The 22,010-nt window shown below is 64.7% G+C and carries 30 protein-coding genes; all 30 read left to right on the top strand.

All coding sequences use genetic code 11. The features are described 5' to 3' along the window. The first annotated feature begins 42 nt into the window (after positions 1 to 42). On the top strand, positions 43 to 4,272 hold the full coding sequence (rpoC, locus tag V8246_RS03015) for a DNA-directed RNA polymerase subunit beta' (protein ID WP_336187847.1): 4,230 nt from the start codon (positions 43 to 45) through the stop codon (positions 4,270 to 4,272). A 234-nt stretch (positions 4,273 to 4,506) separates the two neighbouring features. After that, positions 4,507 to 4,881, top strand: coding sequence for a 30S ribosomal protein S12 (rpsL, locus tag V8246_RS03010; RefSeq protein WP_055945224.1), 375 nt, complete (start codon positions 4,507 to 4,509; stop codon positions 4,879 to 4,881). 13 nt (positions 4,882 to 4,894) lie between these two features. Further along, complete coding sequence (rpsG, locus tag V8246_RS03005; RefSeq protein WP_056879074.1) at positions 4,895 to 5,362, top strand: 30S ribosomal protein S7; 468 nt, start codon at positions 4,895 to 4,897, stop codon at positions 5,360 to 5,362. Between the two features lie 176 nt (positions 5,363 to 5,538). Next, positions 5,539 to 7,635 carry an elongation factor G gene (gene fusA, locus V8246_RS03000; protein WP_185895431.1) on the top strand — a complete coding sequence of 699 codons (2,097 nt, stop codon included), beginning with the start codon at positions 5,539 to 5,541 and terminating at the stop codon, positions 7,633 to 7,635. Between the two features lie 100 nt (positions 7,636 to 7,735). After that, entirely contained in the window at positions 7,736 to 8,926 is a 1,191-nt protein-coding gene (gene tuf / locus V8246_RS02995) for an elongation factor Tu (protein WP_162109794.1), read from the top strand. A gap of 517 nt (positions 8,927 to 9,443) precedes the next feature. Then, a complete protein-coding gene (rpsJ, locus tag V8246_RS02990) occupies positions 9,444 to 9,755 on the top strand; it encodes a 30S ribosomal protein S10 (protein WP_188663085.1) in 312 nt (103 codons plus the stop codon). Positions 9,756 to 9,766: 11 nt separating this feature from the next. Further along, the gene (gene rplC, locus V8246_RS02985; protein WP_336187846.1) at positions 9,767 to 10,420 is read left to right on the top strand and encodes a 50S ribosomal protein L3; all 654 of its coding nucleotides are present in this window, start codon (positions 9,767 to 9,769) and stop codon (positions 10,418 to 10,420) included. Between the two features lie 11 nt (positions 10,421 to 10,431). Next, the gene (rplD, locus tag V8246_RS02980) at positions 10,432 to 11,037 is read left to right on the top strand and encodes a 50S ribosomal protein L4 (protein WP_336187845.1); all 606 of its coding nucleotides are present in this window, start codon (positions 10,432 to 10,434) and stop codon (positions 11,035 to 11,037) included. After that, positions 11,034 to 11,333 carry a 50S ribosomal protein L23 gene (gene rplW / locus V8246_RS02975; RefSeq protein ID WP_055941273.1) on the top strand — a complete coding sequence of 100 codons (300 nt, stop codon included), beginning with the start codon at positions 11,034 to 11,036 and terminating at the stop codon, positions 11,331 to 11,333. Before rplD ends, rplW begins: the two co-directional genes overlap by 4 nt. A gap of 11 nt (positions 11,334 to 11,344) precedes the next feature. Next, positions 11,345 to 12,172: a 50S ribosomal protein L2 gene (gene rplB, locus V8246_RS02970; RefSeq protein ID WP_185895434.1), complete on the top strand. Its 828-nt coding sequence runs from the start codon at positions 11,345 to 11,347 to the stop codon at positions 12,170 to 12,172. 6 nt (positions 12,173 to 12,178) lie between these two features. Beyond that, positions 12,179 to 12,454 (top strand): 30S ribosomal protein S19, encoded by a 276-nt coding sequence (gene rpsS, locus V8246_RS02965; protein WP_055941277.1) that lies wholly within the window; start codon positions 12,179 to 12,181, stop codon positions 12,452 to 12,454. Positions 12,455 to 12,466: 12 nt separating this feature from the next. After that, on the top strand, positions 12,467 to 12,802 hold the full coding sequence (rplV, locus tag V8246_RS02960) for a 50S ribosomal protein L22 (RefSeq protein WP_055943295.1): 336 nt from the start codon (positions 12,467 to 12,469) through the stop codon (positions 12,800 to 12,802). Between the two features lie 2 nt (positions 12,803 to 12,804). Next, a complete protein-coding gene (gene rpsC, locus V8246_RS02955; protein WP_056878821.1) occupies positions 12,805 to 13,524 on the top strand; it encodes a 30S ribosomal protein S3 in 720 nt (239 codons plus the stop codon). 6 nt (positions 13,525 to 13,530) lie between these two features. Then, positions 13,531 to 13,944: a 50S ribosomal protein L16 gene (gene rplP, locus V8246_RS02950; RefSeq protein WP_336187844.1), complete on the top strand. Its 414-nt coding sequence runs from the start codon at positions 13,531 to 13,533 to the stop codon at positions 13,942 to 13,944. After that, on the top strand, positions 13,944 to 14,129 hold the full coding sequence (gene rpmC, locus V8246_RS02945; protein ID WP_055941284.1) for a 50S ribosomal protein L29: 186 nt from the start codon (positions 13,944 to 13,946) through the stop codon (positions 14,127 to 14,129). The genes rplP and rpmC overlap by 1 nt, the downstream gene beginning before the upstream one ends. A 12-nt stretch (positions 14,130 to 14,141) precedes the next feature. Then, entirely contained in the window at positions 14,142 to 14,408 is a 267-nt protein-coding gene (gene rpsQ, locus V8246_RS02940) for a 30S ribosomal protein S17 (RefSeq protein WP_056878823.1), read from the top strand. 16 nt (positions 14,409 to 14,424) lie between these two features. After that, positions 14,425 to 14,793 (top strand): 50S ribosomal protein L14, encoded by a 369-nt coding sequence (rplN, locus tag V8246_RS02935; RefSeq protein WP_013535986.1) that lies wholly within the window; start codon positions 14,425 to 14,427, stop codon positions 14,791 to 14,793. A 15-nt stretch (positions 14,794 to 14,808) separates the two neighbouring features. Continuing rightward, the gene (gene rplX, locus V8246_RS02930) at positions 14,809 to 15,126 is read left to right on the top strand and encodes a 50S ribosomal protein L24 (RefSeq protein WP_162109788.1); all 318 of its coding nucleotides are present in this window, start codon (positions 14,809 to 14,811) and stop codon (positions 15,124 to 15,126) included. An 11-nt stretch (positions 15,127 to 15,137) separates the two neighbouring features. After that, complete coding sequence (rplE, locus tag V8246_RS02925; RefSeq protein WP_162109787.1) at positions 15,138 to 15,680, top strand: 50S ribosomal protein L5; 543 nt, start codon at positions 15,138 to 15,140, stop codon at positions 15,678 to 15,680. Positions 15,681 to 15,700: 20 nt separating this feature from the next. Next, positions 15,701 to 16,006, top strand: a complete 306-nt coding sequence (gene rpsN / locus V8246_RS02920; protein WP_162109786.1) for a 30S ribosomal protein S14 — start codon at positions 15,701 to 15,703, stop codon at positions 16,004 to 16,006. Positions 16,007 to 16,209: 203 nt separating this feature from the next. Then, positions 16,210 to 16,608, top strand: a complete 399-nt coding sequence (gene rpsH, locus V8246_RS02915) for a 30S ribosomal protein S8 (RefSeq protein ID WP_162109785.1) — start codon at positions 16,210 to 16,212, stop codon at positions 16,606 to 16,608. Between the two features lie 17 nt (positions 16,609 to 16,625). Continuing rightward, positions 16,626 to 17,153, top strand: coding sequence for a 50S ribosomal protein L6 (rplF, locus tag V8246_RS02910; RefSeq protein ID WP_336187843.1), 528 nt, complete (start codon positions 16,626 to 16,628; stop codon positions 17,151 to 17,153). Between the two features lie 29 nt (positions 17,154 to 17,182). Continuing rightward, positions 17,183 to 17,539: a 50S ribosomal protein L18 gene (gene rplR, locus V8246_RS02905; protein WP_245087913.1), complete on the top strand. Its 357-nt coding sequence runs from the start codon at positions 17,183 to 17,185 to the stop codon at positions 17,537 to 17,539. A 156-nt stretch (positions 17,540 to 17,695) separates the two neighbouring features. Then, positions 17,696 to 18,238 carry a 30S ribosomal protein S5 gene (rpsE, locus tag V8246_RS02900; protein ID WP_055941300.1) on the top strand — a complete coding sequence of 181 codons (543 nt, stop codon included), beginning with the start codon at positions 17,696 to 17,698 and terminating at the stop codon, positions 18,236 to 18,238. Then, the gene (gene rpmD, locus V8246_RS02895; protein ID WP_055941302.1) at positions 18,231 to 18,422 is read left to right on the top strand and encodes a 50S ribosomal protein L30; all 192 of its coding nucleotides are present in this window, start codon (positions 18,231 to 18,233) and stop codon (positions 18,420 to 18,422) included. Before rpsE ends, rpmD begins: the two co-directional genes overlap by 8 nt. Beyond that, positions 18,422 to 18,865 carry a 50S ribosomal protein L15 gene (gene rplO / locus V8246_RS02890; RefSeq protein ID WP_336188320.1) on the top strand — a complete coding sequence of 148 codons (444 nt, stop codon included), beginning with the start codon at positions 18,422 to 18,424 and terminating at the stop codon, positions 18,863 to 18,865. The genes rpmD and rplO overlap by 1 nt, the downstream gene beginning before the upstream one ends. A gap of 7 nt (positions 18,866 to 18,872) precedes the next feature. Further along, a complete protein-coding gene (secY, locus tag V8246_RS02885) occupies positions 18,873 to 20,234 on the top strand; it encodes a preprotein translocase subunit SecY (protein ID WP_162109781.1) in 1,362 nt (453 codons plus the stop codon). A 344-nt stretch (positions 20,235 to 20,578) separates the two neighbouring features. Next, positions 20,579 to 20,935 (top strand): 30S ribosomal protein S13, encoded by a 357-nt coding sequence (rpsM, locus tag V8246_RS02880; RefSeq protein WP_055943298.1) that lies wholly within the window; start codon positions 20,579 to 20,581, stop codon positions 20,933 to 20,935. Between the two features lie 12 nt (positions 20,936 to 20,947). After that, positions 20,948 to 21,340 carry a 30S ribosomal protein S11 gene (gene rpsK, locus V8246_RS02875; protein ID WP_055941307.1) on the top strand — a complete coding sequence of 131 codons (393 nt, stop codon included), beginning with the start codon at positions 20,948 to 20,950 and terminating at the stop codon, positions 21,338 to 21,340. A gap of 14 nt (positions 21,341 to 21,354) precedes the next feature. After that, positions 21,355 to 21,984 (top strand): 30S ribosomal protein S4, encoded by a 630-nt coding sequence (gene rpsD, locus V8246_RS02870; RefSeq protein ID WP_055941309.1) that lies wholly within the window; start codon positions 21,355 to 21,357, stop codon positions 21,982 to 21,984. The last annotated feature ends 26 nt before the right edge of the window (positions 21,985 to 22,010 follow it).

The following is a 22,010-nucleotide window of genomic DNA, read 5'->3' as shown; positions in this document are numbered from 1 at the left end:
CATCCCGCCCCCGACAAAGATTCCTCCTGACGGAGAAACAAAATGAAAGACCTGCTCAACCTCTTCAACCAGCAGCGCCAGACGCTGGACTTCGACGCGATCAAGATCGCGCTGGCCTCGCCGGACCTGATCCGTTCGTGGTCCTTCGGCGAAGTGAAGAAGCCGGAAACCATCAACTACCGGACGTTCAAGCCCGAACGCGACGGCCTGTTCTGCTCGGCCATCTTCGGCCCGATCAAGGACTACGAGTGCCTGTGCGGCAAGTACAAGCGCATGAAGCACCGCGGCGTGGTCTGCGAGAAGTGCGGCACGGAAGTGACGCTGGCCAAGGTGCGCCGTGAGCGCATGGGCCACATCGACCTGGCCAGCCCGGTCGCGCACATCTGGTTCCTGAAGTCGCTGCCGTCGCGCATCGGCCTGATGCTGGACATGACCCTGCGCGACATCGAGCGCGTGCTGTACTTCGAAGCCTATGTCGTCACCGAGCCGGGCCTGACCTCGCTCGAACGCCGCCAGCTGCTGACCGAAGAGCAGTTCATGCAGGCGCGCCAGGAACATGGCGACGACTTCGACGCCGCCATGGGCGCCGAGGCCGTCTACGACCTGCTGCGCACCATCGACCTGCAGGCCGAGATGGTGAACCTGCGCGAGGAGATCGCCAGCACCAACTCCGAGACCAAGCTCAAGCGCCTCACCAAGCGCATCAAGCTGATCGAGGCGTTCCTGGAGTCGGGCAACCGTCCGGAATGGATGGTCATGACCGTGCTGCCCGTGCTGCCGCCGGACCTGCGTCCGCTGGTGCCGCTGGACGGCGGCCGCTTCGCGACCTCCGACCTGAACGACCTGTACCGTCGCGTCATCAATCGCAACAACCGCCTGCGCCGCCTGCTGGAACTCAATGCGCCCGACATCATCGTGCGCAACGAGAAGCGCATGCTGCAGGAGTCGGTCGACGCCCTGATGGACAACGGTCGCCGCGGCCGCGCCATCACCGGCACCAACAAGCGCCCGCTGAAGTCGCTGGCCGACATGATCAAGGGCAAGCAGGGCCGCTTCCGTCAGAACCTGCTGGGCAAGCGCGTCGACTACTCGGGCCGTTCGGTCATCGTGGTCGGCCCGACCCTGCGCCTGCACGAGTGCGGCCTGCCGAAGAAGATGGCGCTGGAGCTGTTCAAGCCGTTCGTGTTCGCCAAGCTGCAGCGTCGTGGCCTGGCCACCACCATCAAGGCCGCCAAGAAGCTGGTCGAGCGCGAGGAAGCGGAAGTCTGGGACATCCTGGAAGAAGTCATCCGCGAGCACCCGGTCCTGCTGAACCGCGCGCCGACGCTGCACCGCCTGGGCATCCAGGCGTTCGAGCCGGTGCTGATCGAAGGCAAGGCCATCCAGCTGCACCCGCTGGTCTGTACTGCGTTCAACGCCGACTTCGACGGCGACCAGATGGCCGTGCACGTGCCGCTCTCGCTGGAAGCCCAGCTGGAAGCGCGCGCCCTGATGATGTCGTCCAACAACATCCTGTCGCCCGCCAACGGCGAGCCGATCATCGTGCCGTCGCAGGACGTCGTGCTGGGTCTGTACTACATGACCCGCGCGCTGGAGAACAAGAAGGGCGAGGGCATGGCGTTCGCCAACATCGCCGAGGTCAAGCGCGCCTACGACAACCGCGCCGTCGAGCTGCACGCCAAGGTCAAGGTCCGCATCAGCGGCACCGTGATCGACGAGGAAGGCGGCCGCAGCAAGCAGACCAGCATCGTGGACACCACGATCGGTCGCGCGCTGCTGGCCGAGATCCTGCCGGAAGGCCTGCCGTTCGCCCTGGTGAACACCGAGCTGAACAAGAAGGCCATCAGCCGCCTTATCAACTCCAGCTACCGCATGCTGGGCCTTAAGGACACGGTCGTGTTCGCCGACAAGCTGATGTACACCGGCTTCGCGTACGCCACGCGCGCCGGCGTTTCGATCGGCATCGACGACATGCTGATCCCGGCCGAGAAGAAGGGCATCCTGGGCGAAGCCGAGCAGGAAGTGCTGGAGATCCAGGAGCAGTACCAGAGCGGTCTGGTCACCGCCGGCGAACGCTACAACAAGGTGGTCGACATCTGGTCGCGCACCAACGAGCGCATCGCCAAGGCGATGATGGACACCATCGGCACCGACAAGGTGAAGAACGCCAAGGGCGAGACCATCAACGAGAAGTCGATGAACTCGCTCTACATCATGGCCGACTCCGGCGCCCGTGGCAGCCAGGCGCAGATCCGCCAGCTGGCCGGCATGCGCGGCCTGATGGCCCGTCCCGACGGCTCGATCATCGAGACGCCCATCAAGGCGAACTTCCGCGAAGGCCTGAACGTGCAGGAGTACTTCAACTCCACCCACGGTGCCCGCAAGGGTCTGGCCGATACCGCGTTGAAGACCGCCAACTCCGGTTACCTGACTCGTCGCCTGGTCGACGTGGCGCAGGACGTGGTGATCACCGAGGTCGATTGCGGCACGCTGGAAGGCCTGACCATGACCCCGATCGTGGAAGGCGGCGACGTGGTCGAGCCGCTGCGCGACCGCGTGCTGGGCCGCATCGTGGCCGAGGACGTGTTCCTGCCGGGCAACGACGAGGATCCGATCGTCACCCGCAACACGCTGTTGGACGAAGCCTGGGTGCAGAAGCTGGAAGATGCCGGCGTGCAGTCCCTGAAGGTGCGTTCCACCATCACCTGCGAATCCGACTTCGGCGTCTGCGCGCATTGCTACGGCCGCGACCTGGCCCGTGGCCACATCGTCAACATCGGCGAAGCGGTCGGCGTCATCGCCGCGCAGTCGATCGGCGAGCCCGGCACCCAGCTGACCATGCGTACGTTCCACATCGGTGGTGCGGCATCGCGTGCGGCGGCGGTCGACAACATCACCGTCAAGACCACCGGCTCGATCAAGTTCAACAACCTGAAGTTCGTCGAGCACGCCAATGGCAGCCTGGTCGCGGTGTCGCGTTCGGGCGAACTGTCGGTGCTCGACGGCCATGGCCGCGAGCGCGAGCGCTACAAGCTGCCCTATGGCGCCACCATCAACGTCAAGGACGGCGACCAGATCACCGCCGGCCAGGCCGTGGCGAACTGGGATCCGCACAACCACCCGATCGTGTCGGAAGTGGCCGGTTTCGTGCGCTTCGTCGACTTCGTCGACGGCGTCACCGTCATCGAGAAGACCGACGAACTGACCGGTCTGGCCTCGCGCGAGATCACCGATCCGAAGCGTCGCGGTTCGCAGGGCAAGGACCTGCGTCCGATCGTCCGCATCGTGGACAAGGACGGCAAGGACCTGAGCATCCCGGGGACCGACCTGCCGGCGCAGTACCTGCTGCCGCCGCGCTCGATCGTCAACCTGCAGGACGGCGCGCCCGTCGGCGTGGGCGACGTGGTCACCAAGGTGCCGCAGGAAGCGTCCAAGACGCGCGACATCACCGGCGGTCTGCCGCGCGTGGCCGACCTGTTCGAAGCCCGCAAGCCGAAGGACCCGGCCATCCTGGCCGAGCGTTCCGGCATCATCAGCTTCGGCAAGGACACCAAGGGCAAGCAGCGCCTGATCATCAAGGACACCGACGGTTCCGAGCACGAGGAGCTGATCCCGAAGTTCCGCCAGATCATCGTGTTCGAAGGCGAGCACGTGGCCAAGGGCGAAACCATCGTGGACGGCGAGCCGAGCCCGCAGGACATCCTGCGCCTGCTGGGCGTCGAGCCGCTGGCCGCCTACCTGGTGAAGGAAATCCAGGACGTGTACCGCCTGCAGGGCGTGAAGATCAACGACAAGCACATCGAGGTGATCACCCGCCAGATGCTGCGCAAGGTCGAGATCACCGATGCCGGCAACAGCAAGTTCCTGGCGGGCGAGCAGGTCGAGAAGCAGCGCGTGATCGAGGAGAACGCCAAGCTGGTCGCGCGTAACGAGCTGCCCGCCAAGTACGATCCCGTGCTGCTGGGCATCACCAAGGCGTCGCTGGCGACCGAATCGTTCATCTCCGCGGCTTCCTTCCAGGAGACCACCCGCGTGCTGACCGAGGCGGCTGTCCGCGGTACGCGCGACACCCTGCGCGGCCTGAAGGAGAACGTCATCGTCGGCCGCCTGATCCCGGCCGGCACCGGTCTGGCGTACCACAACCAGCGGCGCCGCAATGCCTCCGGCCTGACCGAAGCCGAGGTCGACGCCCTGTCCGGTGTCGTCAGCGAGCCGGCCGCCCCGGTGGCCGTGACCTCGGACGAGGCGGGCGAGGAGTCCAGCGCAAGCTAATCCGTACCACCCGACGGCCTCCGGGCCGTCCCAGACCACGAAAAGAGGCGCAGGACGCGCCTCGTTTTCGGCCCAGGAAGGGCGGGATCGCAGTCAGTTGGCAGGCACCTACCCCCGTCGCGTTGACGGTCGGGTGGGTAGCCGGCTATACTTTTCCGTCTAGGTGGGCCGTCTTGCGGCCTGCCTTCGTTTTCATGTCAAACAAGGCTCCGGCCTTCACACGAAGAATCCACTATGGCAACCGTCAATCAGCTGGTCCGCAAGCCGCGGCAGGCCCCCACGTACAAGAGCCAGTCGCCCGCGCTGGACAACTGCCCGCAGCGTCGCGGCGTGTGCACCCGTGTCTATACGACCACCCCGAAGAAGCCGAACTCGGCCCTGCGCAAGGTCGCCAAGGTGCGCCTGACCAACCAGGAAGAGATCATCAGCTACATCGGCGGTGAAGGCCACAACCTGCAGGAGCACTCCGTGGTGCTCGTGCGCGGCGGTCGCGTGAAGGACCTGCCGGGCGTGCGTTACCACACCGTGCGCGGCTCGCTGGACGCCTCGGGCGTCGCCAAGCGCCGCCAGGGCCGTTCCAAGTACGGCGCCAAGCGTCCCAAGGCTTAAGGAATAAACGAACATGTCGCGCAAAGGCTCTGCCCCCCAACGTGAAATCCTGCCGGACCCCAAGCACGGCAGCCAGACGATCGCCCGCTTCATCAACATGGTGATGCTGAGCGGCAAGAAGTCCGTCGCCGAGAAGATCGTCTACGGCGCCATGGATGTGATCGGCGAGAAGAATCCGAACGCCCTGGAGCTGGTCGAGAAGGCGCTGGACAACGTCTCTCCGGCCGTCGAGGTGAAGTCCCGCCGCGTCGGCGGCGCCACCTACCAGGTGCCGGTCGAAGTGCGTTCCTCGCGCCGCATGGCGCTGGCGATGCGCTGGCTGATCGAATCCGCCCGCAAGCGCGGCGAGAACTCCATGCCGCGCAAGCTTGCCGCCGAACTGCTGGATGCCTCCGAGAACCGCGGTGGCGCCATCAAGAAGCGTGAAGAGACCCACCGCATGGCGGAAGCGAACAAGGCGTTCGCGCACTACCGCTGGTAACGGCCTGCGGGCCCTTGCGATCAAGGGCCCTCGGCACCATCTAGGTGCCCCTGGGACGCGCTCCGGCGTCCCGATCCCGAAGGCCGCCGAAAGGCGGCATTCGGCCATTTGAAGATCCGCCCTCCACGGAAGGCCACGGCATCCCGCCGGCCCTCCATCAGAAAAGAGAGACTGTCGTGGCTCGCACCACTCCCATCGAGCGTTACCGCAACTTCGGCATCATGGCGCACATCGACGCCGGCAAGACCACCACGTCCGAGCGCATCCTGTTCTACACCGGCAAGAGCCACAAGATCGGTGAAGTGCACGACGGTGCCGCGACCATGGACTGGATGGAGCAGGAGCAGGAGCGTGGCATCACGATCCAGTCCGCCGCCACTACCGCGTTCTGGAAGGGTATGGACAAGTCCATGCCGGAGCACCGTTTCAACATCATCGACACCCCCGGGCACGTCGACTTCACCATCGAAGTGGAGCGCTCGCTGCGCGTGCTCGACGGCGCGGTGTTCGTCCTGTGCGCCGTGGGCGGCGTGCAGCCGCAGTCCGAGACCGTGTGGCGCCAGGCCAACAAGTACCACGTTCCGCGCATCGCGTTCGTCAACAAGATGGACCGGACGGGCGCCAACTTCTTCAAGGTCCGCGACCAGCTGAAGTCGCGCCTGGGCGCCTCGCCGGTGCCGATGCAGGTGCCGATCGGTGCCGAGGACGGTTTCGTCGGCGTCGTCGACCTGGTCAAGATGAAGGCCATCGCGTGGGACGACAAGACCCAGGGCATGACCTTCGAGTACCGCGACATCCCGGCTGACCTGCAGTCCGTGGCCGAGGAGGCGCGTGCGTTCATGGTCGAGTCGGCCGCCGAGGCCAACGAAGAGCTGATGGACAAGTACCTGGGTGGCGAGGAGCTGACCGAGGACGAGATCTATTCCGCGCTGCGTGCCCGTACGCTGAAGACCGAGATCGTGCCGATGTTCTGCGGCTCGGCGTTCAAGAACAAGGGCGTGCAGGCCATGCTGGACGGCGTGGTCAAGCTGCTGCCGTCGCCGGTGGACGTGCCGGCGGTGAAGGGCACCGACGTGGATGACGAATCCAAGGAGCTGACCCGCGATTCCAGCGACAAGGCGCCGTTCTCGGCGTTGGCCTTCAAGATCATGACCGATCCGTTCGTCGGCTCGCTCACCTTCTTCCGCGTGTATTCGGGAACGCTGAATGCCGGCGATCAGGTCTTCAACTCGGTCAAGGGCAAGAAGGAGCGTATCGGTCGTCTGTTGCAGATGCACTCCAACAACCGTGACGAGATCAAGGAAGTGCTGGCCGGCGATATCGCGGCTGCCGTGGGCCTGAAGGACGTCACCACCGGTGACACCCTGTGTGCCCAGGACGCCCCGATCATCCTCGAGCGCATGAGCTTCCCGGAGCCGGTCATCTCGATGGCCGTCGAACCGAAGACCAAGTCCGACCAGGAGAAGATGGGTTTGGCGCTGGGTCGTTTGGCGCAGGAAGATCCCTCGTTCCGCGTCCGTACCGACGAGGAATCGGGTCAGACCATCATCTCGGGCATGGGCGAGCTGCACCTGGACATCATCGTCGACCGCATGAAGCGCGAGTTCAACGTGGAGGCCAACGTCGGCAAGCCGCAGGTGGCCTATCGCGAGACGATCCGCAAGGCGATCAAGCAGGAAGGCAAGTTCGTGCGCCAGTCGGGCGGTCGCGGCCAGTACGGCCACATCGTCATCGAGATGTCGCCGGTCGAGCGCGGCGTGGGCTTCTCGTACGAGAGCGCCATCGTCGGCGGCGTCGTGCCGAAGGAATACGTCGCAGCGGCGGGCAAGGGCATCGAAGAGGCCATGAAGAGCGGTCCGCTGGCCGGCTTCCCGGTCGTCGACATCGCCATCAAGGCCGTGGACGGCTCCTTCCATGACGTCGACTCCAACGAAATGGCGTTCAAGGTCGCCGGCTCGATGGCGTTCAAGGAAGCCTTCAGCAAGGCCCAGCCGGTCCTGCTGGAGCCGATCATGAAGGTCGAGATCGTCACCCCGGAAGACTATCTGGGCGACGTGATGGGCGACGTGAGCCGTCGTCGCGGCATCCTGCAGGGTCAGGACGACAGTCCGTCCGGCAAGGTGATCAACGCGATGGTGCCGCTGGGCGAAATGTTCGGCTACGCCACCACGCTGCGTTCGATGTCGCAGGGTCGCGCCACGTTCTCGATGGAGTTCGACCATTACGCGGAAGCGCCGGCCAACATCGCCGACGCGGTCGTCAAGAAGAACTAAAAGACGTGATGGGTGATTCGGGATTCGTGATTCGCAAGAGCACGGGTCCCGCATCAAGCCAACCACGAATCACGAATCACGAATCACATAGGTAAAGACAATGGCAAAGGGTAAATTCGAACGCACCAAGCCGCACGTGAACGTGGGCACGATTGGCCACGTTGACCACGGCAAGACGACGCTGACGGCGGCGCTGACGAAGATCGGCGCGGAGCGTTTCGGTGGCGAGTTCAAGGCGTACGACGCGATCGACGCGGCGCCGGAAGAGAAGGCGCGCGGCATCACGATTTCGACGGCGCACGTGGAATACGAATCGGCCACGCGCCACTACGCGCACGTGGACTGCCCGGGCCACGCCGACTACGTGAAGAACATGATCACCGGTGCGGCGCAGATGGACGGCGCGATCCTGGTGTGCTCGGCCGCCGACGGCCCGATGCCGCAGACGCGCGAGCACATCCTGCTGTCGCGCCAGGTGGGCGTGCCGTACATCGTCGTGTTCCTGAACAAGGCCGACATGGTGGACGACGCCGAGCTGCTGGAGCTGGTGGAGATGGAAGTCCGCGAACTGCTGAGCAAGTACGAGTTCCCGGGCGACGACACCCCGATCATCTCGGGCTCGGCCCGTCTGGCGCTGGAAGGCGACCAGAGCGAGATCGGCGTGCCGGCGATCCTGAAGCTGGTGGACGCGCTGGACACCTGGATCCCGACCCCGGAGCGTGACGTCGACAAGCCGTTCCTGATGCCGGTGGAAGACGTGTTCTCGATCTCCGGCCGCGGCACCGTGGTGACCGGTCGTATCGAGCGCGGCATCATCAAGGTGGGCGACGAAATCGAAATCGTCGGTATCCGTCCGACCCAGAAGACCACGGTCACGGGCGTGGAAATGTTCCGCAAGCTGCTGGACCAGGGCCAGGCGGGCGACAACGCCGGTCTGCTGCTGCGCGGCACCAAGCGTGACGACGTGGAGCGTGGCCAGGTGCTGGCCAAGCCGGGTTCGATCACCCCGCACACCGAGTTCGAAGCCGAAGTCTACGTGCTGAGCAAGGACGAAGGCGGCCGTCACACCCCGTTCTTCAAGGGCTACCGCCCGCAGTTCTACTTCCGCACCACCGACATCACCGGTGCGGTGCAGCTGCCGGAAGGCGTGGAGATGGTGATGCCGGGCGACAACGTGAAGATGGTGGTCACGCTGATCAACCCGGTGGCGATGGACGAAGGTCTGCGCTTTGCGATCCGCGAGGGCGGCCGTACGGTCGGCGCCGGCGTGGTGGCCAAGATCATCAAGTAAGGCCCCGGCGGTCCCGCGTGTCGCGCCTCCGGGCGCGCCACGCAACCCGGGAAGGCTGGTAACGCCGGCCTTCCTTGGGGGTGCATCAGCTGGAGCCGCGAAGCGCTTGCGGCAAGGCTGCTGAGCGGCTACAATGCCGGCCCCCGAATGGCGACCCGCTATTCAGGATCGCAATATCTGCCGGCGCCCCCTGGGAGGAGGCCGGCCTACCGCGAAAAGAGGTGCAGGATGCGCCTCGTGTTCGCCAGACACGGAGTGTCGCGTGCCATCCTGCAGGCTTCGGCCGGGCGGGGCGCCCTGGTGGTTGACGGGGTGTGTCACGCGTCCTATACTTTCATGTCTGGGCGGGCCGGTTTACCGGCCTGCCTTGTTTTTCAGGAAGAATCCCCAGCCGGTTCAGGTGCTTTCCGCTCGTGGAGTCCTCGCGGGCGGTGGGGAAATGGATCAGCTTGGACTAACCGGGGCAAGGCATCCCAGAGGCCGCGCCCGTCGCTCTTTAACGAAGGAAATTTCCGTCATGGCGGACCAAAAGATCCGAATCCGGCTCAAGGCGTACGATCATCGTCTGATCGACCGCTCGGCCAGCGAGATCGTTGAGACGGCCAAGCGGACCGGCGCGCAGGTGCGCGGCCCGATCCCGCTGCCGACCAAGATCGAACGTTTCACCGTCCTGGTGTCCCCGCACGTCGACAAGGACGCGCGCGACCAGTACGAGACCCGCACGCACAAGCGCGTGCTCGACATCGTCGACCCCAACGACAAGACCGTGGACGCGCTGATGAAGCTCGAACTGGCTGCCGGCGTCGACGTGCAGATCAAGCTGACCTGAGGCCAACGACCATGACCGCGAAGAAATATTCGTTGGGTCTCGTCGGCCGCAAGGCCGGCATGACCCGAGTGTTCACCGAAGACGGCAAGTCCATCCCGGTGACGCTGATTGAAGCCACCCCGAACCGCATCACCCAGATCAAGACCCCGGAAGCCGACGGCTACAGCGCCGTGCAGGTCGCCGTCGGTACGCGCCGCGCCTCGCTCGTCACCAAGCCGGTCGCCGGTCACCTGGCCAAGGCCAAGGTCGAAGCCGGTCGTGGTCTGTGGGAGCTGCGTGTCGAAGCCGACAAGCTGGGTGACTTCACCGTCGGCGGCGAGATCAAGGCCGACATCTTCGAAGTGGGCCAGAAGGTCGACGTCCAGGGCGTCACCAAGGGCAAGGGCTTCCAGGGCACCATCAAGCGTTGGAACTTCCGCATGGGCGACGCCACCCACGGTAACTCGCTGTCGCATCGCGCGCCGGGTTCGCTGGGTCAGCGCCAGACGCCTGGCCGCGTGTTCCCGGGCAAGAAGATGTCCGGCCACATGGGTGCCGTGCAGCAGAGCACGCAGAACCTGGAAATCGTCCGCGTGGACGCCGAGCGCGGCCTGATCGCCGTTCGCGGCGCCGTGCCGGGTGCGCCGGGTGGCGACGTGATCGTCCGTCCGGCAAGCAAGGGTTGAGGAGAACGACCATGGAACTAGCCATTACAGGTAGCGCCAACAAGCTGTCGGTCTCCGACGACGTGTTCGGCCGCGAATTCAGCGAGGATCTGGTCCACCAGGTCGTCGTTGCCTACCGCAACGCCGGTCGTGCAGGCACCAAGGCGCAGAAGACCCGCGCCGAAGTGAACGGCACCACCAAGAAGTCCAAGAAGCAGAAGGGTGGCGGTGCCCGTCACGGTGCCCTGACCGCGCCGATCTTCGTCGGTGGCGGCGTGACCTTCGCGGCCAAGCCGCGTAGCTTCGCGCAGAAGGTCAATCGCAAGATGTATCGCGCGGCCATCAGCTCGATCCTGTCCGAGCTGAACCGCCAGAACCGTCTGAAGGTCGTTGAGGCGTTCGACGTGAACGCCACCAAGACCAGCGCCCTGGTCGAAAAGCTGAAGGGCCTGGAACTGGGTCGGCGTCCGCTGATCGTCACCGAGGATGCCTCCGAGCACCTGTACCTGTCCGCCCGCAACCTTCCCTACGTGGAAGTGCGCGACGTGCAGGGCCTGGATCCGGCGGCACTGGTCGGTGCCGACTCCGTGCTGATCACGGCCGATGCCGTCAAGAAGATCGAGGAGTGGCTGGCATGATCAGCAACGAAAAGATTTTTGCCGTGCTGCGCGCTCCGCGTGTCTCCGAGAAGACCGTGCGCCTGCAGGAACTCTCCAACCAATACGTCTTCGAAGTCTCGAACGATGCCACCAAGGCTGATGTGAAGGCCGCGGTCGAGCAGCTGTTCGACGTCAAGGTCGAGACGGTCAACGTGGTGAACGTGAAGGGCAAGAACAAGTCCTTCCGCAACCGCGCCGGCCGCCGCGGCGACTGGCGCAAGGCGTACGTGCGTCTGGCCGATGGCCAGGCCATCGACGTGTCGGCCAAGGCCTGAGGTAGACCCACATGCCATTGATGAAGTTCAAACCCACCTCCGCCGGCCGCCGTTCCGCCGTCCGCGTGGTGACGCCCGACCTGCACAAGGGAGCGCCGCATGCGCCGCTCCTCGAGAAGCAGAGCAAGACCGGTGGTCGTAACCACCACGGTCGCATCACCACCCGCCACATCGGCGGTGGCCACAAGCAGCACTACCGTCTCATCGACTTCAAGCGCGACAAGGAAGGCATCCCGGCGCGCGTGGAGCGGATCGAATACGATCCCAACCGCACTGCGCACATCGCGCTGCTGTGCTATGTCGATGGCGAGCGCCGCTACATCATCGCCCCCAAGGGCCTGAAGGCCGGCGACCAGGTCATCGCCGGTAGCGATGCGCCGATCAAGGCTGGCAATACGCTGCCGCTGCGCAACATCCCGGTCGGTACGACGATCCACGGCATCGAGCTGAAGCCGGGCAAGGGCGCGCAGATCGCCCGCGCCGCCGGCGCCGCCGTGCAGCTGGTGGCCCGCGAGCAGGGCTTTGCCACGCTGCGCCTCCGCTCCGGCGAGATGCGCAAGGTGCAGGTCGAGTGCCGCGCCACGGTGGGCGAAGTCGGCAACGACGAGCACAGCCTGGAGAAGCTGGGCAAGGCCGGTGCCAAGCGCTGGCGTGGTGTCAAGCCGACCGTCCGCGGTGCGGCCATGAACCCCGTCGACCACCCGCACGGTGGTGGTGAGGCCAAGGCCGGCCAGGGCAACCCGCACCCGGTCACCCCGTGGGGTGTGCCGACCAAGGGTTACAAGACGCGCAAGAACAAGCGCACGCAGCAATTCATCGTCCGCGATCGTAGGGGCTAATCGACCATGGCACGTTCACTCAAGAAGGGCCCGTTCGTCGATCACCACCTCGTCAAGAAGGTGGAGGCCGCGGGCGGCAGCAAGAAGCCGATCAAGACCTGGTCGCGCCGTTCGATGATCCTGCCGGAAATGGTGGGTTTCACGATCGCCATCCACAACGGCAAGAACCACGTTCCGGTGCTGGTCAACGAGAACATGGTCGGCCACAAGCTCGGCGAGTTTGCCGTCACCCGTACCTTCAAGGGTCACGGTGGCGACAAGAAAGCCGGCGGCAAGAAGTAAGGAGAGATGACCATGGAAGCGAAAGCCATCCTGCGCACCGCGCGCATCTCCCCCCAGAAAGCCCGCCTGGTCGCTGATCAGGTGCGCGGGCTGCCGGCCGAGCGCGCCGTCAACCTGCTGAAGTTCTCGGACAAGAAGGCTGCCCACCTGATCAAGAAGGTCGTGGAGTCCGCCATCGCCAACGCCGAGAACAACCAGGGCGCCGACGTCGACGAGCTGAAGGTCAAGACCATCATGGTCGACGAAGGTCCGATGCTGAAGCGTTTCATGGCCCGCGCCAAGGGCCGTGGCACCCGCATTCTGAAGCGCACCAGCCACATCACCGTGGTCGTGGGCGAGGGCAAATAAGTATGGGTCACAAAGTTCATCCGACCGGTATCCGCCTGGGCATCGCCAAGGACTGGAATTCCAAGTGGTTCGCCAACAAGCGCGACTACGCCGACTATCTGGCCGCGGACCTGAAGGTGCGCGAGATGCTTCGCAAGAAGCTGGCCCAGGCCGGCATTTCCAAGATCCTGATCGAGCGTCCGGCCAAGACCGCCCGCGTGACCATCCACACCGCCCGTCCGGGCGTGGTGATCGGCAAGCGCGGTGAGGACATCGAGAAGCTGCGCAAGGAAGTGAGCGACCTGATGGGCGTCCCGGCGCACATCAACGTCACCGAAGTGCGCAAGCCCGAGCTGGACGCCCAGCTGGTGGCCGAATCGATCGCGCAGCAGCTGGAGCGCCGCATCATGTTCCGCCGCGCCATGAAGCGCGCCGTGGGCAACGCGATGCGCCTGGGTGCCCTGGGCATCAAGGTCAACGTGGCAGGCCGCTTGAACGGTGCGGAAATCGCCCGTTCCGAGTGGTACCGCGAAGGCCGCGTGCCGCTGCACACGCTGCGTGCCGACATCGATTACGGTTTTGCCGAGGCGAAGACCACCTACGGCATCATCGGCATCAAGGTGTGGGTCTACAAGGGCGAAATCTTCGATTTCAGCCAGGTGGGTCAGGAGAAGCAGGACGACGCGCGCCCCGAGCGTAGCGAGCGTCCTTCGCGCCCGGCTCGTGACCGCGACGCGAGGTAATCAGTCATGTTGCAACCCAAGCGAACCAAATACCGCAAGACGCACAAGGGCCGGAACGAAGGCCTGAGCTGGAACGGTAACCTCGTCAGTTTCGGCGAGTACGGCCTGAAGGCCACGGCGCACGGTCAGCTGACCGCGCGCCAGATCGAAGCGGCCCGCCGCTCGATCAGCCGCTACGTCAAGCGCGGCGGCAAGATGTGGATCCGCGTGTTCCCCGACAAGCCGATCACCAAGAAGCCCATCGAAGTCCGAATGGGTTCGGGTAAGGGTAACGTCGAGTACTGGGTCGCCCAGATCCAGCCGGGCCGCATGATCTATGAAATCGAAGGCGTCAGCGAGGACATCGCGCGCGAGGCGTTCCGCCTGGCCGCGGCCAAGCTGTCGGTCACCACCACTTTCGTGACCCGGACGGTGCGCTAATGGAACTCAAGCAACTCCGCGAGAAATCGGCTGACGAGCTGAAGGCCCACCTGACCGAGTTGCGCAAGGAGCAGTTCTCCCTGCGCATGCAGAAGGTGACCGGCCAGCTGCCGAAGACGCATGAAACCCGCCGGGTCCGTCGCGAGATCGCTCGCGTCAAGACCCTGCTGGGCAGCCAGAAGTAAGGAGCGACCAAGATGAGCGATAACAAAGACAAAGCGCAACGCACCATCGAAGGCCGCGTCGTCAGCAACAAGATGGACAAGACGGTCACCGTCCTGGTGGAGCGTCAGGTCAAGCACGCCCTGTACGGCAAGTACATCAAGCGTTCCACCAAGCTGCACGCGCACGACGCGGACAACAGCTGCAAGGAAGGCGACGTGGTGCGCGTGACCGAGATCGCCCCGATGTCCAAGACCAAGAACTGGCGCGTGGTGGAAATCATCACCCGCGCGGCCGAATAAAGAGGAGATCTGAATCATGATCCAGATGCAGAGCTACCTTGACGCGGCCGACAACTCCGGCGCCAAGGAACTGATGTGCATCAAGGTGCTGGGCGGTTCCAAGCGCCGTTACGCCGGCATCGGCGACATCATCAAGGTGACCGTCAAGGACGCCATTCCGCGCGGCAAGGTCAAGAAGGGCGAAGTCTACGACGCCGTGGTCGTGCGTACCCGCAAGGGCGTCCGCCGCCCGGACGGTTCGCTGATCCGCTTCGACGGCAACGCCGCCGTGCTGCTCAACAACAAGCAGGAGCCGATCGGCACCCGCATCTTCGGGCCCGTGACCCGCGAGCTGCGCTCCGAGAAGTTCATGAAGATCGTTTCGCTCGCGCCTGAAGTGCTCTGAGCGGAGGACATAGAAATGGCTAACCGTATCAAGAAGGGCGACCAGGTCGTCGTCATCACCGGCAAGGACAAGGGCAAGAAGGGCGACGTTGTGCGTGTGGACGGCGATCGCGTGGTCGTGTCCAACGTTAATGTCGTCAAGCGCCACACCAAGCCGAACCCGCAGGCCGGCATTGCGGGTGGCGTGGTGGAGAGCGAGCGCTCGATCCACATTTCCAATGTCGCGCTGTTCAACCCGGCGACGGGCAAGGGCGAGCGTATCGGTTTCAAGGTGCTGGAGGATGGACGCAAACTGCGCGTGTTCCGCTCCAGCGGTGAGGCGCTCGACGCCTGAGGAATGAGGTCATGACCACCCGTCTCGAAAAAATGTACAAGGAAGAAGTGGCGCCGGCTCTGATGAAGAAGTTCGGCTACACCAATCCGATGGAAGTGCCGAAGATCACCAAGATCACCATCAATATGGGTGTGGGTGAAGCGGCGACCAACAAGAAGATCCTGGAAAACGCCGTGGCCGACCTGGCCAAGATCACCGGCCAGAAGCCGATCACGACCAAGTCCCGCGTGTCGGTGGCTTCGTTCAAGATCCGCGACGGTTGGCCGATCGGCTGCAAGGTGACCCTGCGTCGCGCCAAGATGTACGAATTCCTGGACCGCCTGATCAGCATCTCGCTGCCGCGCGTCCGCGACTTCCGTGGCGTGTCCGGGCGTTCGTTCGACGGTCGCGGCAACTACAACATGGGCGTGAAGGAACAGATCATCTTCCCGGAAATCGACTTCGACGCCGTCGACGCGATCCGCGGCATGGATATCGCCATCACCACCACCGCCAAGAACGACGCCGAAGCCAAGGCGCTGCTCGAAGCGTTCAAGTTCCCGTTCCGCAACTGATTCGCTAGGAAGAAGACATCATGGCAAAGACCTCGATGGTCAACCGCGACATCAAGCGGGAAAAGCTGGCCAAGCAGTACGCCGCCAAGCGCGATGCGCTGAAGAAGATCATCTCCAGCACGACGGCATCGTACGAAGAGAAGATCGAAGCGGTCACCAAGCTGCAGAAGCTGCCGCGCGACTCGTCGCCGAGCCGCCAGCGCAACCGCTGCGAACTGTCCGGCCGCTCGCGTGGCGTGTACCGCAAGTTCGGCCTGGGCCGCAACATGCTGCGCAAGGCCACCATGAACGGCGACGTTCCCGGCCTGCGCAAGGCCAGCTGGTAACCGTCTCCCGCGCCACCCGCGAGGGCGGTCGCACGGAGTGAAGCGACAAGTCCGGCACACGCCGGACTTGTTGTTGTACAATGTTCGGCTCCCGTGGCCTGGCCGGGGAGTGCCGGTCCGCCGGCGGCCCGCCTGGGGGTTCCAGGGACAACACAAGATTTTCGCGAAAGCGGATATCGGTGCTACTCATAAGGCAGACTCTAATGAGCATGACTGATCCCATCGCCGACATGCTGGTGCGCATTCGCAATGCCGCCGCTGTGGGCAAGCCGACGGTGAAGATGCCGTCCTCCAAGATCAAGACCTCGATCGCCAACGTCCTGAAGGCCGAAGGCTATATCGGCGACGTCCGCGTAACGAAGACCGAGAACAACAAGGCCGAGCTCGAGATCGTCCTGAAGTATTTCGAAGGCAAGCCGGTCATCGAGAAGCTGAGCCGCGTGTCCCGTTCGGGCCTGCGCCAGTACCGTGGCAAGGCCGAACTGCCCAAGGTCCTCGGTGGCCTGGGCGTCGCCATCATCTCCACTTCCAAGGGCATCATGACTGATGCGCAGGCCCGTGCGGCCGGCGTCGGTGGTGAAGTCCTGTGCTTCGTGGCCTAAGCGAAGGAGCCCAGAACATGTCCCGCGTAGCCAAGAAGCCGATCAACCTCCCCAAGGGCGTCGAACTGAACGTCCAGGGCGAGACCCTCAACGTCAAGGGCCCGAAGGGCACCCTGTCCATCGCCAAGCCTGCCGGCGTCGACCTGAACGTCGATAACGGCGTGGCCAACCTGTCGCCCGCCACGCCGGCCGACGACGCCATCACCGGCACCATCCGCGCGATTCTGGCCAACATGGTCAAGGGCGTGTCGGAAGGCTTCGAGCGCAAGCTGGAGCTGGTCGGCGTGGGCTACCGCGCCGCGATGCAGGGCAAGGACCTGAACCTGTCGCTGGGTTTCTCCCATCCGATCCTGTTCAAGACGCCGGAAGGCATCACCATCGCCACCCCGACCCAGACCGAAATCCTGGTGCAGGGCGCCGACAAGCAGCGTGTGGGTGAAGTCGCCGCCAAGATCCGCGGTTTCCGTCCGCCGGAGCCCTACAAGGGCAAGGGCGTGAAGTACTCCGACGAAACCATCATCCGCAAGGAAGCGAAGAAGGCCTAACCGGGCTTTCGGCTTCGAGGAACCAGATCATGAGCATCAAGAACACCGCCCGTCTGCGTCGCGCCAAGTCGACCCGTGCGCACATCCGCGAGCTCGGCGTGCCGCGCCTGTCGGTGCTGCGCACCGGCCAGCACATCTATGCCCAGCTGTTCACCGCCGACGGCGCGAAGGTTATTGCCTCCGCCAACACCCTGCAGGCCGACGTCAAGGATGGCCTGAAGAACGGCAAGAACAGCGACGCCGCCGCCCGCGTGGGACAGGTCATCGCCGAGCGCGCCAAGGCCGCGGGCATCGAGAAGGTTGCGTTCGATCGCTCGGGCTACCGTTACCACGGCCGCATCAAGGCCCTGGCCGACGCGGCCCGCGAAGGCGGCCTGCAGTTCTAATCCTGAAAGGCATGGGGGCGACCCCATGCCTTGTCCTGCCGGCGCGGGCTGCGCCGGGCGCGGTCGCTCTTCTGCAGCGGCCGATGCGTCACCGCTCCACACCACAACCATAAGCGGCCAAGCCGTACATACCTCATCAACCAAGGAATTCAAGCAATGGCAGAAGAACGTCAGCCGCGGGGTCGCGATCGCGACCGCAACCGCGAAGAGAAAGTCGACGACGGCATGATCGAGAAGCTGGTCGCGGTCAATCGCGTCAGCAAGACCGTCAAGGGCGGTCGCCAGTTCACCTTCACCGCGCTGACGGTGGTGGGCGATGGCAACGGCAAGATCGGTTTCGGTTACGGCAAGGCGCGTGAAGTGCCGGTCGCGATCCAGAAGTCGATGGAGTACGCCCGCAAGGGCATGCTGAACGTCGACCTGAACAACGGCACCCTGTGGCACCCGGTGAAGGCTGGTCACGGTGCGGCGCGCGTGTTCATGCAGCCGGCGTCGGAAGGTACGGGCGTGATTGCCGGCGGTGCCATGCGCGCCGTGCTGGAAGCGGTGGGCGTGAAGAACGTGCTGGCCAAGGCCGTCGGTTCGCGCAACCCGATCAACCTGGTGCGCGCCACGCTGAAGGGCCTGAGCGACATGCAGTCGCCGACCCGCATCGCGGCCAAGCGCGGCAAGAAGGTGGAGGAACTCCTCAATGGCTAACGAGTCCAACAAGACCGTCAAGGTGCGCCTGGTGCGCGGCCTGCGTGGTTCCCAGTCGCGCCACCGCCTGTCGGTGAAGGCGCTGGGCCTGAACAAGCTCAACGACGTGCGTGAACTGAAGGACAGCCCGCAGGTGCGCGGCCTGATCGCCAAGGTCCACTACCTCGTCAAGGTCGAGGAGTAATCAACATGCGTCTCAACACACTGAAGCCCGCCGACGGCGCCCGTACCGAACGCACCCGCGTCGGTCGCGGTATCGGTTCCGGCCTGGGCAAGACCGCGGGTCGCGGCCACAAGGGCTCGTTCGCGCGCGCCGGCAAAGGCAAGATCAAGGCGAAGTTCGAAGGCGGCCAGATGCCGCTGATCAAGCGTCTGCCGAAGGTCGGTTTCCGCTCCAAGCTGAAGCTGGATTGCGCCGAAGTGCTGTCTTACCAGCTGGAGAAGCTGGAAGCCGGCGAGATCGACTTCGCCGCGCTGCGTGCCGCCAAGCTGGTGCCCAGCACCGCCAAGCGCGCCAAGATCGTGAAGAAGGGTGAGCTGACGAAGACGTTCGTGCTGAAGGGCGTGGCCGCTACGGCCGGTGCCAAGGCCGCCATCGAGGCTGCCGGCGGCAGCGTGCAGGAGTAACGGACGCATGGCGCAGGGTAATGCCGCCGGTGCGCTGGCAGGCGCAGGCAAGTTCACCGAACTCCGCCAGCGCCTGCTGTTCGTGCTGGGTGCGCTGATCGTCTACCGGATCGGCTGCTTCATTCCGGTCCCGGGCGTCAATCCCGATGCCATGCTTGCGATGATGCAGGCGCAGGGCGGCGGCATCGTGGACATGTTCAACATGTTCTCGGGCGGCGCCCTGCACCGTTTCAGCATTTTCGCGCTGAACGTCATGCCCTACATCTCGGCGTCGATCGTGATGCAGCTGGGCGTGCACATCTTCCCCAGCCTCAAGGCACTGCAGAAGGAAGGCGAGTCCGGTCGCCGCAAGATTACCCAGTACTCGCGCATCGGCGCCGTGCTGCTGGCGGTCGTGCAGGGCGGCAGCATCGCCACCGCGCTGCAGAACCAGGTCGCGCCGGGCGGCATGCCGGTGGTGTACGCGCCGGGCATGGGTTTCGTGCTGACCGCAGTGGTCGCACTGACCGCCGGCACCATCTTCCTGATGTGGCTGGGCGAGCAGGTGACCGAGCGCGGCATCGGCAACGGTGTCTCGCTGATCATCTTCGCCGGCATCGTGGCCGGCCTGCCGGGTGCGGTGATCCAGACGGTGGGGGCCTTCCGTGACGGCACGCTGAGCTTCATCTCGCTGCTGGTCATCGCGGTGGTGGTGCTCGGTTTCACCTTCCTGGTCGTCTTCGTGGAGCGCGGGCAGCGCCGGATCACGGTGAATTACGCGCGCCGCCAGGGCGGTCGCAATGCGTACATGAACCAGACCTCGTTCCTGCCGCTCAAGCTCAACATGGCCGGCGTCATCCCGCCGATCTTCGCGTCCAGCATCCTGGCCTTCCCGGCCACGCTGGCGATGTGGTCCGGCGAGAACAGTGGTGCCACCACCTGGCTGCAGCGCATCTCCAATGCGCTCGCCCCGGGCGAGCCGCTGCACATGATCGTGTTCGCCGCAATGATCATCGGCTTCGCGTTCTTCTACACGGCGCTGGTGTTCAACTCGCAGGAAACCGCCGAGAACCTGAAGAAGTCGGGCGCGCTGATCCCGGGCATCCGCCCAGGCAAGGCCACCGCCGACTACGTCGATGGCGTGCTGACCCGCCTGACGGCCATCGGTTCGCTGTACCTGGTGGCGGTCTGCCTGCTGCCGGAAGTGATGCGCACGCAGCTGGGCACCTCGTTCTACTTCGGTGGCACCTCGCTGCTGATCGTGGTGGTGGTGGTGATGGACTTCATCGCGCAGATCCAGGCGCACCTGATGTCCCACCAGTACGAGAGCCTGCTGAAGAAGGCCAACCTGAAGGGTGGTTCGCGGGGCGGTCTTGCCCCCCGCGGCTGAGGTATAATCGCGGGCTTCCCGCACCAGTCCGGCCCTCATGGCCGGCTGACTTAGATGGGCGGCCCCCGCAGCGATCCGGTGCGGGGGTGCGAACCGGCCAGTCCCTGCGCCAGAGTAGCGCGGGCGGGGCGGGGCAGGGGGGAAACCCCCTTCCCGCACCAGGCAGGTTCCGGCGCCGGAGCATGGGCACACTCCCCATGCCGGTCCGCCGCCGGCTTTGGCCGGCACGGGCTTCCCGTAACCACCGGATCTTGCTAAAATTTCCAGTTCACTCCGCCTGTCTGCGCGAATCCCGCCCGGGATGACCGTACACGGGCCAATACTCACAGTTGGAGAGCCGCGTCATGGCGCGTATTGCAGGTGTCAACCTGCCTGCCCAGAAGCATGTCTGGGTCGGTTTGCAAAGCATCTACGGCATTGGCCGTACCCGTTCCAAGAAGGTCTGCGAAGCCGCCGGCGTCGCCTCGACCACCAAGATCCGCGACCTGTCGGAGCCGGAAGTCGAGCGTCTGCGCGCCGAAGTCGGCAAGTACGTGGTCGAAGGCGACCTGCGCCGTGAAGTCGGCATCGCCATCAAGCGCCTGATGGACCTGGGCTGCTACCGCGGCCTGCGCCACCGTCGCGGCCTGCCGCTGCGTGGCCAGCGCACCCGCACCAACGCCCGCACCCGCAAGGGCCCGCGCAAAGCCATCAAGAAGTAAGGGGCGACCATCATGGCCAAGCCAGCTGCTGCCAAAGTCAAGAAGAAGATCAAGCGCGTCATCACCGACGGCGTCGCCCACGTCCACGCTTCTTTCAACAACACCATCGTCACCATCACCGACCGCCAGGGCAATGCGCTTTCCTGGGCGACCTCGGGTGGTGCCGGTTTCCGCGGTTCCCGCAAGTCCACGCCGTTTGCGGCCCAGGTCGCCGCCGAGAAGGCCGGCCGCGCCGCACTGGACTACGGCGTGAAGTCGCTGGAAGTCCGCATCAAGGGCCCGGGTCCGGGTCGTGAGTCGGCCGTGCGTTCGTTGAACAACGTGGGCTACAAGATCACCAACATCATCGACGTGACGCCGATCCCGCACAACGGGTGCCGTCCGCCGAAAAAGCGTCGCGTCTAAGGGGGCGATAAGAAATGGCTCGTTATATCGGTCCTACCTGTAAGCTCGCGCGCCGCGAAGGCGCCGACCTGTCGCTCAAGAGCCCGGCCCGTGCGCTGGACTCCAAGTGCAAGCTGGAGCAGAAGCCCGGCCAGCACGGCGCCACCGCCCGCAAGGGCAAGCTGTCCGACTACGCCACCCAGCTGCGCGAGAAGCAGAAGGTCAAGCGTATCTACGGTCTGCTGGAGCGCCAGTTCCGCAACTACTACAAGAAGGCCTCGACCAAGAAGGGCAACACCGGCGAGAACCTGCTGCAGCTGCTGGAAACCCGTCTGGACAACGTCATCTACCGCATGGGCTTCGCCGTGACCCGTCCGGCCGCGCGCCAGCTGGTCTCGCACCGCGGCGTGCTGGTCAACGGCAAGCCGGTCAACCTGCCTTCCTACCAGGTCAAGGCCGGTGACGCGATCGCGCTGTCGGAGAAGGCCCAGAAGCAGCTCCGCGTGCAGGAGTCGCTGACGGTCGCCGAGCAGCTCGACCTGAACCCGTCGTGGGTCGAAGTCGATGCGAAGAAGTTCAGTGGCGTGTTCAAGGCGGTTCCGGCGCGTTCGGACCTGCCCGCCGACATCAACGAAGCGCTGATCGTCGAGTTGTACTCGAAGTAATTCATTCACGCACCCCCGGGCGACCG

The organism is Pseudoxanthomonas sp. F11 (genome assembly GCF_037046485.1).
GTDB lineage: Bacteria > Pseudomonadota > Gammaproteobacteria > Xanthomonadales > Xanthomonadaceae > Pseudoxanthomonas_A.
The sequence above is the reverse complement of the archived record's forward strand: the minus strand, read 5'-3'. Positions and strand labels throughout refer to the sequence as shown.

Excerpts from the sequence above, each read along its gene's own strand:
- rplX (WP_162109788.1), top strand. The coding sequence starts at position 14,809 with ATGGCTAACCGTATCAAGAAGGGCGACCAGGTCGTCGTCATCACCGGC.
- rplW (WP_055941273.1), top strand. The coding sequence starts at position 11,034 with ATGATCAGCAACGAAAAGATTTTTGCCGTGCTGCGCGCTCCGCGTGTC.
- rpsG (WP_056879074.1), top strand. The coding sequence starts at position 4,895 with ATGTCGCGCAAAGGCTCTGCCCCCCAACGTGAAATCCTGCCGGACCCC.
- rplN (WP_013535986.1), top strand. The coding sequence starts at position 14,425 with ATGATCCAGATGCAGAGCTACCTTGACGCGGCCGACAACTCCGGCGCC.
- rplB (WP_185895434.1), top strand. The coding sequence starts at position 11,345 with ATGCCATTGATGAAGTTCAAACCCACCTCCGCCGGCCGCCGTTCCGCC.
- rpsL (WP_055945224.1), top strand. The coding sequence starts at position 4,507 with ATGGCAACCGTCAATCAGCTGGTCCGCAAGCCGCGGCAGGCCCCCACG.
- rpsH (WP_162109785.1), top strand. The coding sequence starts at position 16,210 with ATGAGCATGACTGATCCCATCGCCGACATGCTGGTGCGCATTCGCAAT.
- rpmC (WP_055941284.1), top strand. The coding sequence starts at position 13,944 with ATGGAACTCAAGCAACTCCGCGAGAAATCGGCTGACGAGCTGAAGGCC.
- rpsE (WP_055941300.1), top strand. The coding sequence starts at position 17,696 with ATGGCAGAAGAACGTCAGCCGCGGGGTCGCGATCGCGACCGCAACCGC.
- rpsD (WP_055941309.1), top strand. The coding sequence starts at position 21,355 with ATGGCTCGTTATATCGGTCCTACCTGTAAGCTCGCGCGCCGCGAAGGC.
- rplV (WP_055943295.1), top strand. The coding sequence starts at position 12,467 with ATGGAAGCGAAAGCCATCCTGCGCACCGCGCGCATCTCCCCCCAGAAA.
- rpsC (WP_056878821.1), top strand. The coding sequence starts at position 12,805 with ATGGGTCACAAAGTTCATCCGACCGGTATCCGCCTGGGCATCGCCAAG.
- rpoC (WP_336187847.1), top strand. The coding sequence starts at position 43 with ATGAAAGACCTGCTCAACCTCTTCAACCAGCAGCGCCAGACGCTGGAC.
- rpsS (WP_055941277.1), top strand. The coding sequence starts at position 12,179 with ATGGCACGTTCACTCAAGAAGGGCCCGTTCGTCGATCACCACCTCGTC.
- rpsN (WP_162109786.1), top strand. The coding sequence starts at position 15,701 with ATGGCAAAGACCTCGATGGTCAACCGCGACATCAAGCGGGAAAAGCTG.
- tuf (WP_162109794.1), top strand. The coding sequence starts at position 7,736 with ATGGCAAAGGGTAAATTCGAACGCACCAAGCCGCACGTGAACGTGGGC.
- rpsJ (WP_188663085.1), top strand. The coding sequence starts at position 9,444 with ATGGCGGACCAAAAGATCCGAATCCGGCTCAAGGCGTACGATCATCGT.
- rplR (WP_245087913.1), top strand. The coding sequence starts at position 17,183 with ATGAGCATCAAGAACACCGCCCGTCTGCGTCGCGCCAAGTCGACCCGT.
- rpsK (WP_055941307.1), top strand. The coding sequence starts at position 20,948 with ATGGCCAAGCCAGCTGCTGCCAAAGTCAAGAAGAAGATCAAGCGCGTC.
- rplP (WP_336187844.1), top strand. The coding sequence starts at position 13,531 with ATGTTGCAACCCAAGCGAACCAAATACCGCAAGACGCACAAGGGCCGG.
- rplC (WP_336187846.1), top strand. The coding sequence starts at position 9,767 with ATGACCGCGAAGAAATATTCGTTGGGTCTCGTCGGCCGCAAGGCCGGC.
- rpsQ (WP_056878823.1), top strand. The coding sequence starts at position 14,142 with ATGAGCGATAACAAAGACAAAGCGCAACGCACCATCGAAGGCCGCGTC.
- rpsM (WP_055943298.1), top strand. The coding sequence starts at position 20,579 with ATGGCGCGTATTGCAGGTGTCAACCTGCCTGCCCAGAAGCATGTCTGG.
- rpmD (WP_055941302.1), top strand. The coding sequence starts at position 18,231 with ATGGCTAACGAGTCCAACAAGACCGTCAAGGTGCGCCTGGTGCGCGGC.
- rplD (WP_336187845.1), top strand. The coding sequence starts at position 10,432 with ATGGAACTAGCCATTACAGGTAGCGCCAACAAGCTGTCGGTCTCCGAC.
- rplE (WP_162109787.1), top strand. The coding sequence starts at position 15,138 with ATGACCACCCGTCTCGAAAAAATGTACAAGGAAGAAGTGGCGCCGGCT.
- rplF (WP_336187843.1), top strand. The coding sequence starts at position 16,626 with ATGTCCCGCGTAGCCAAGAAGCCGATCAACCTCCCCAAGGGCGTCGAA.
- secY (WP_162109781.1), top strand. The coding sequence starts at position 18,873 with ATGGCGCAGGGTAATGCCGCCGGTGCGCTGGCAGGCGCAGGCAAGTTC.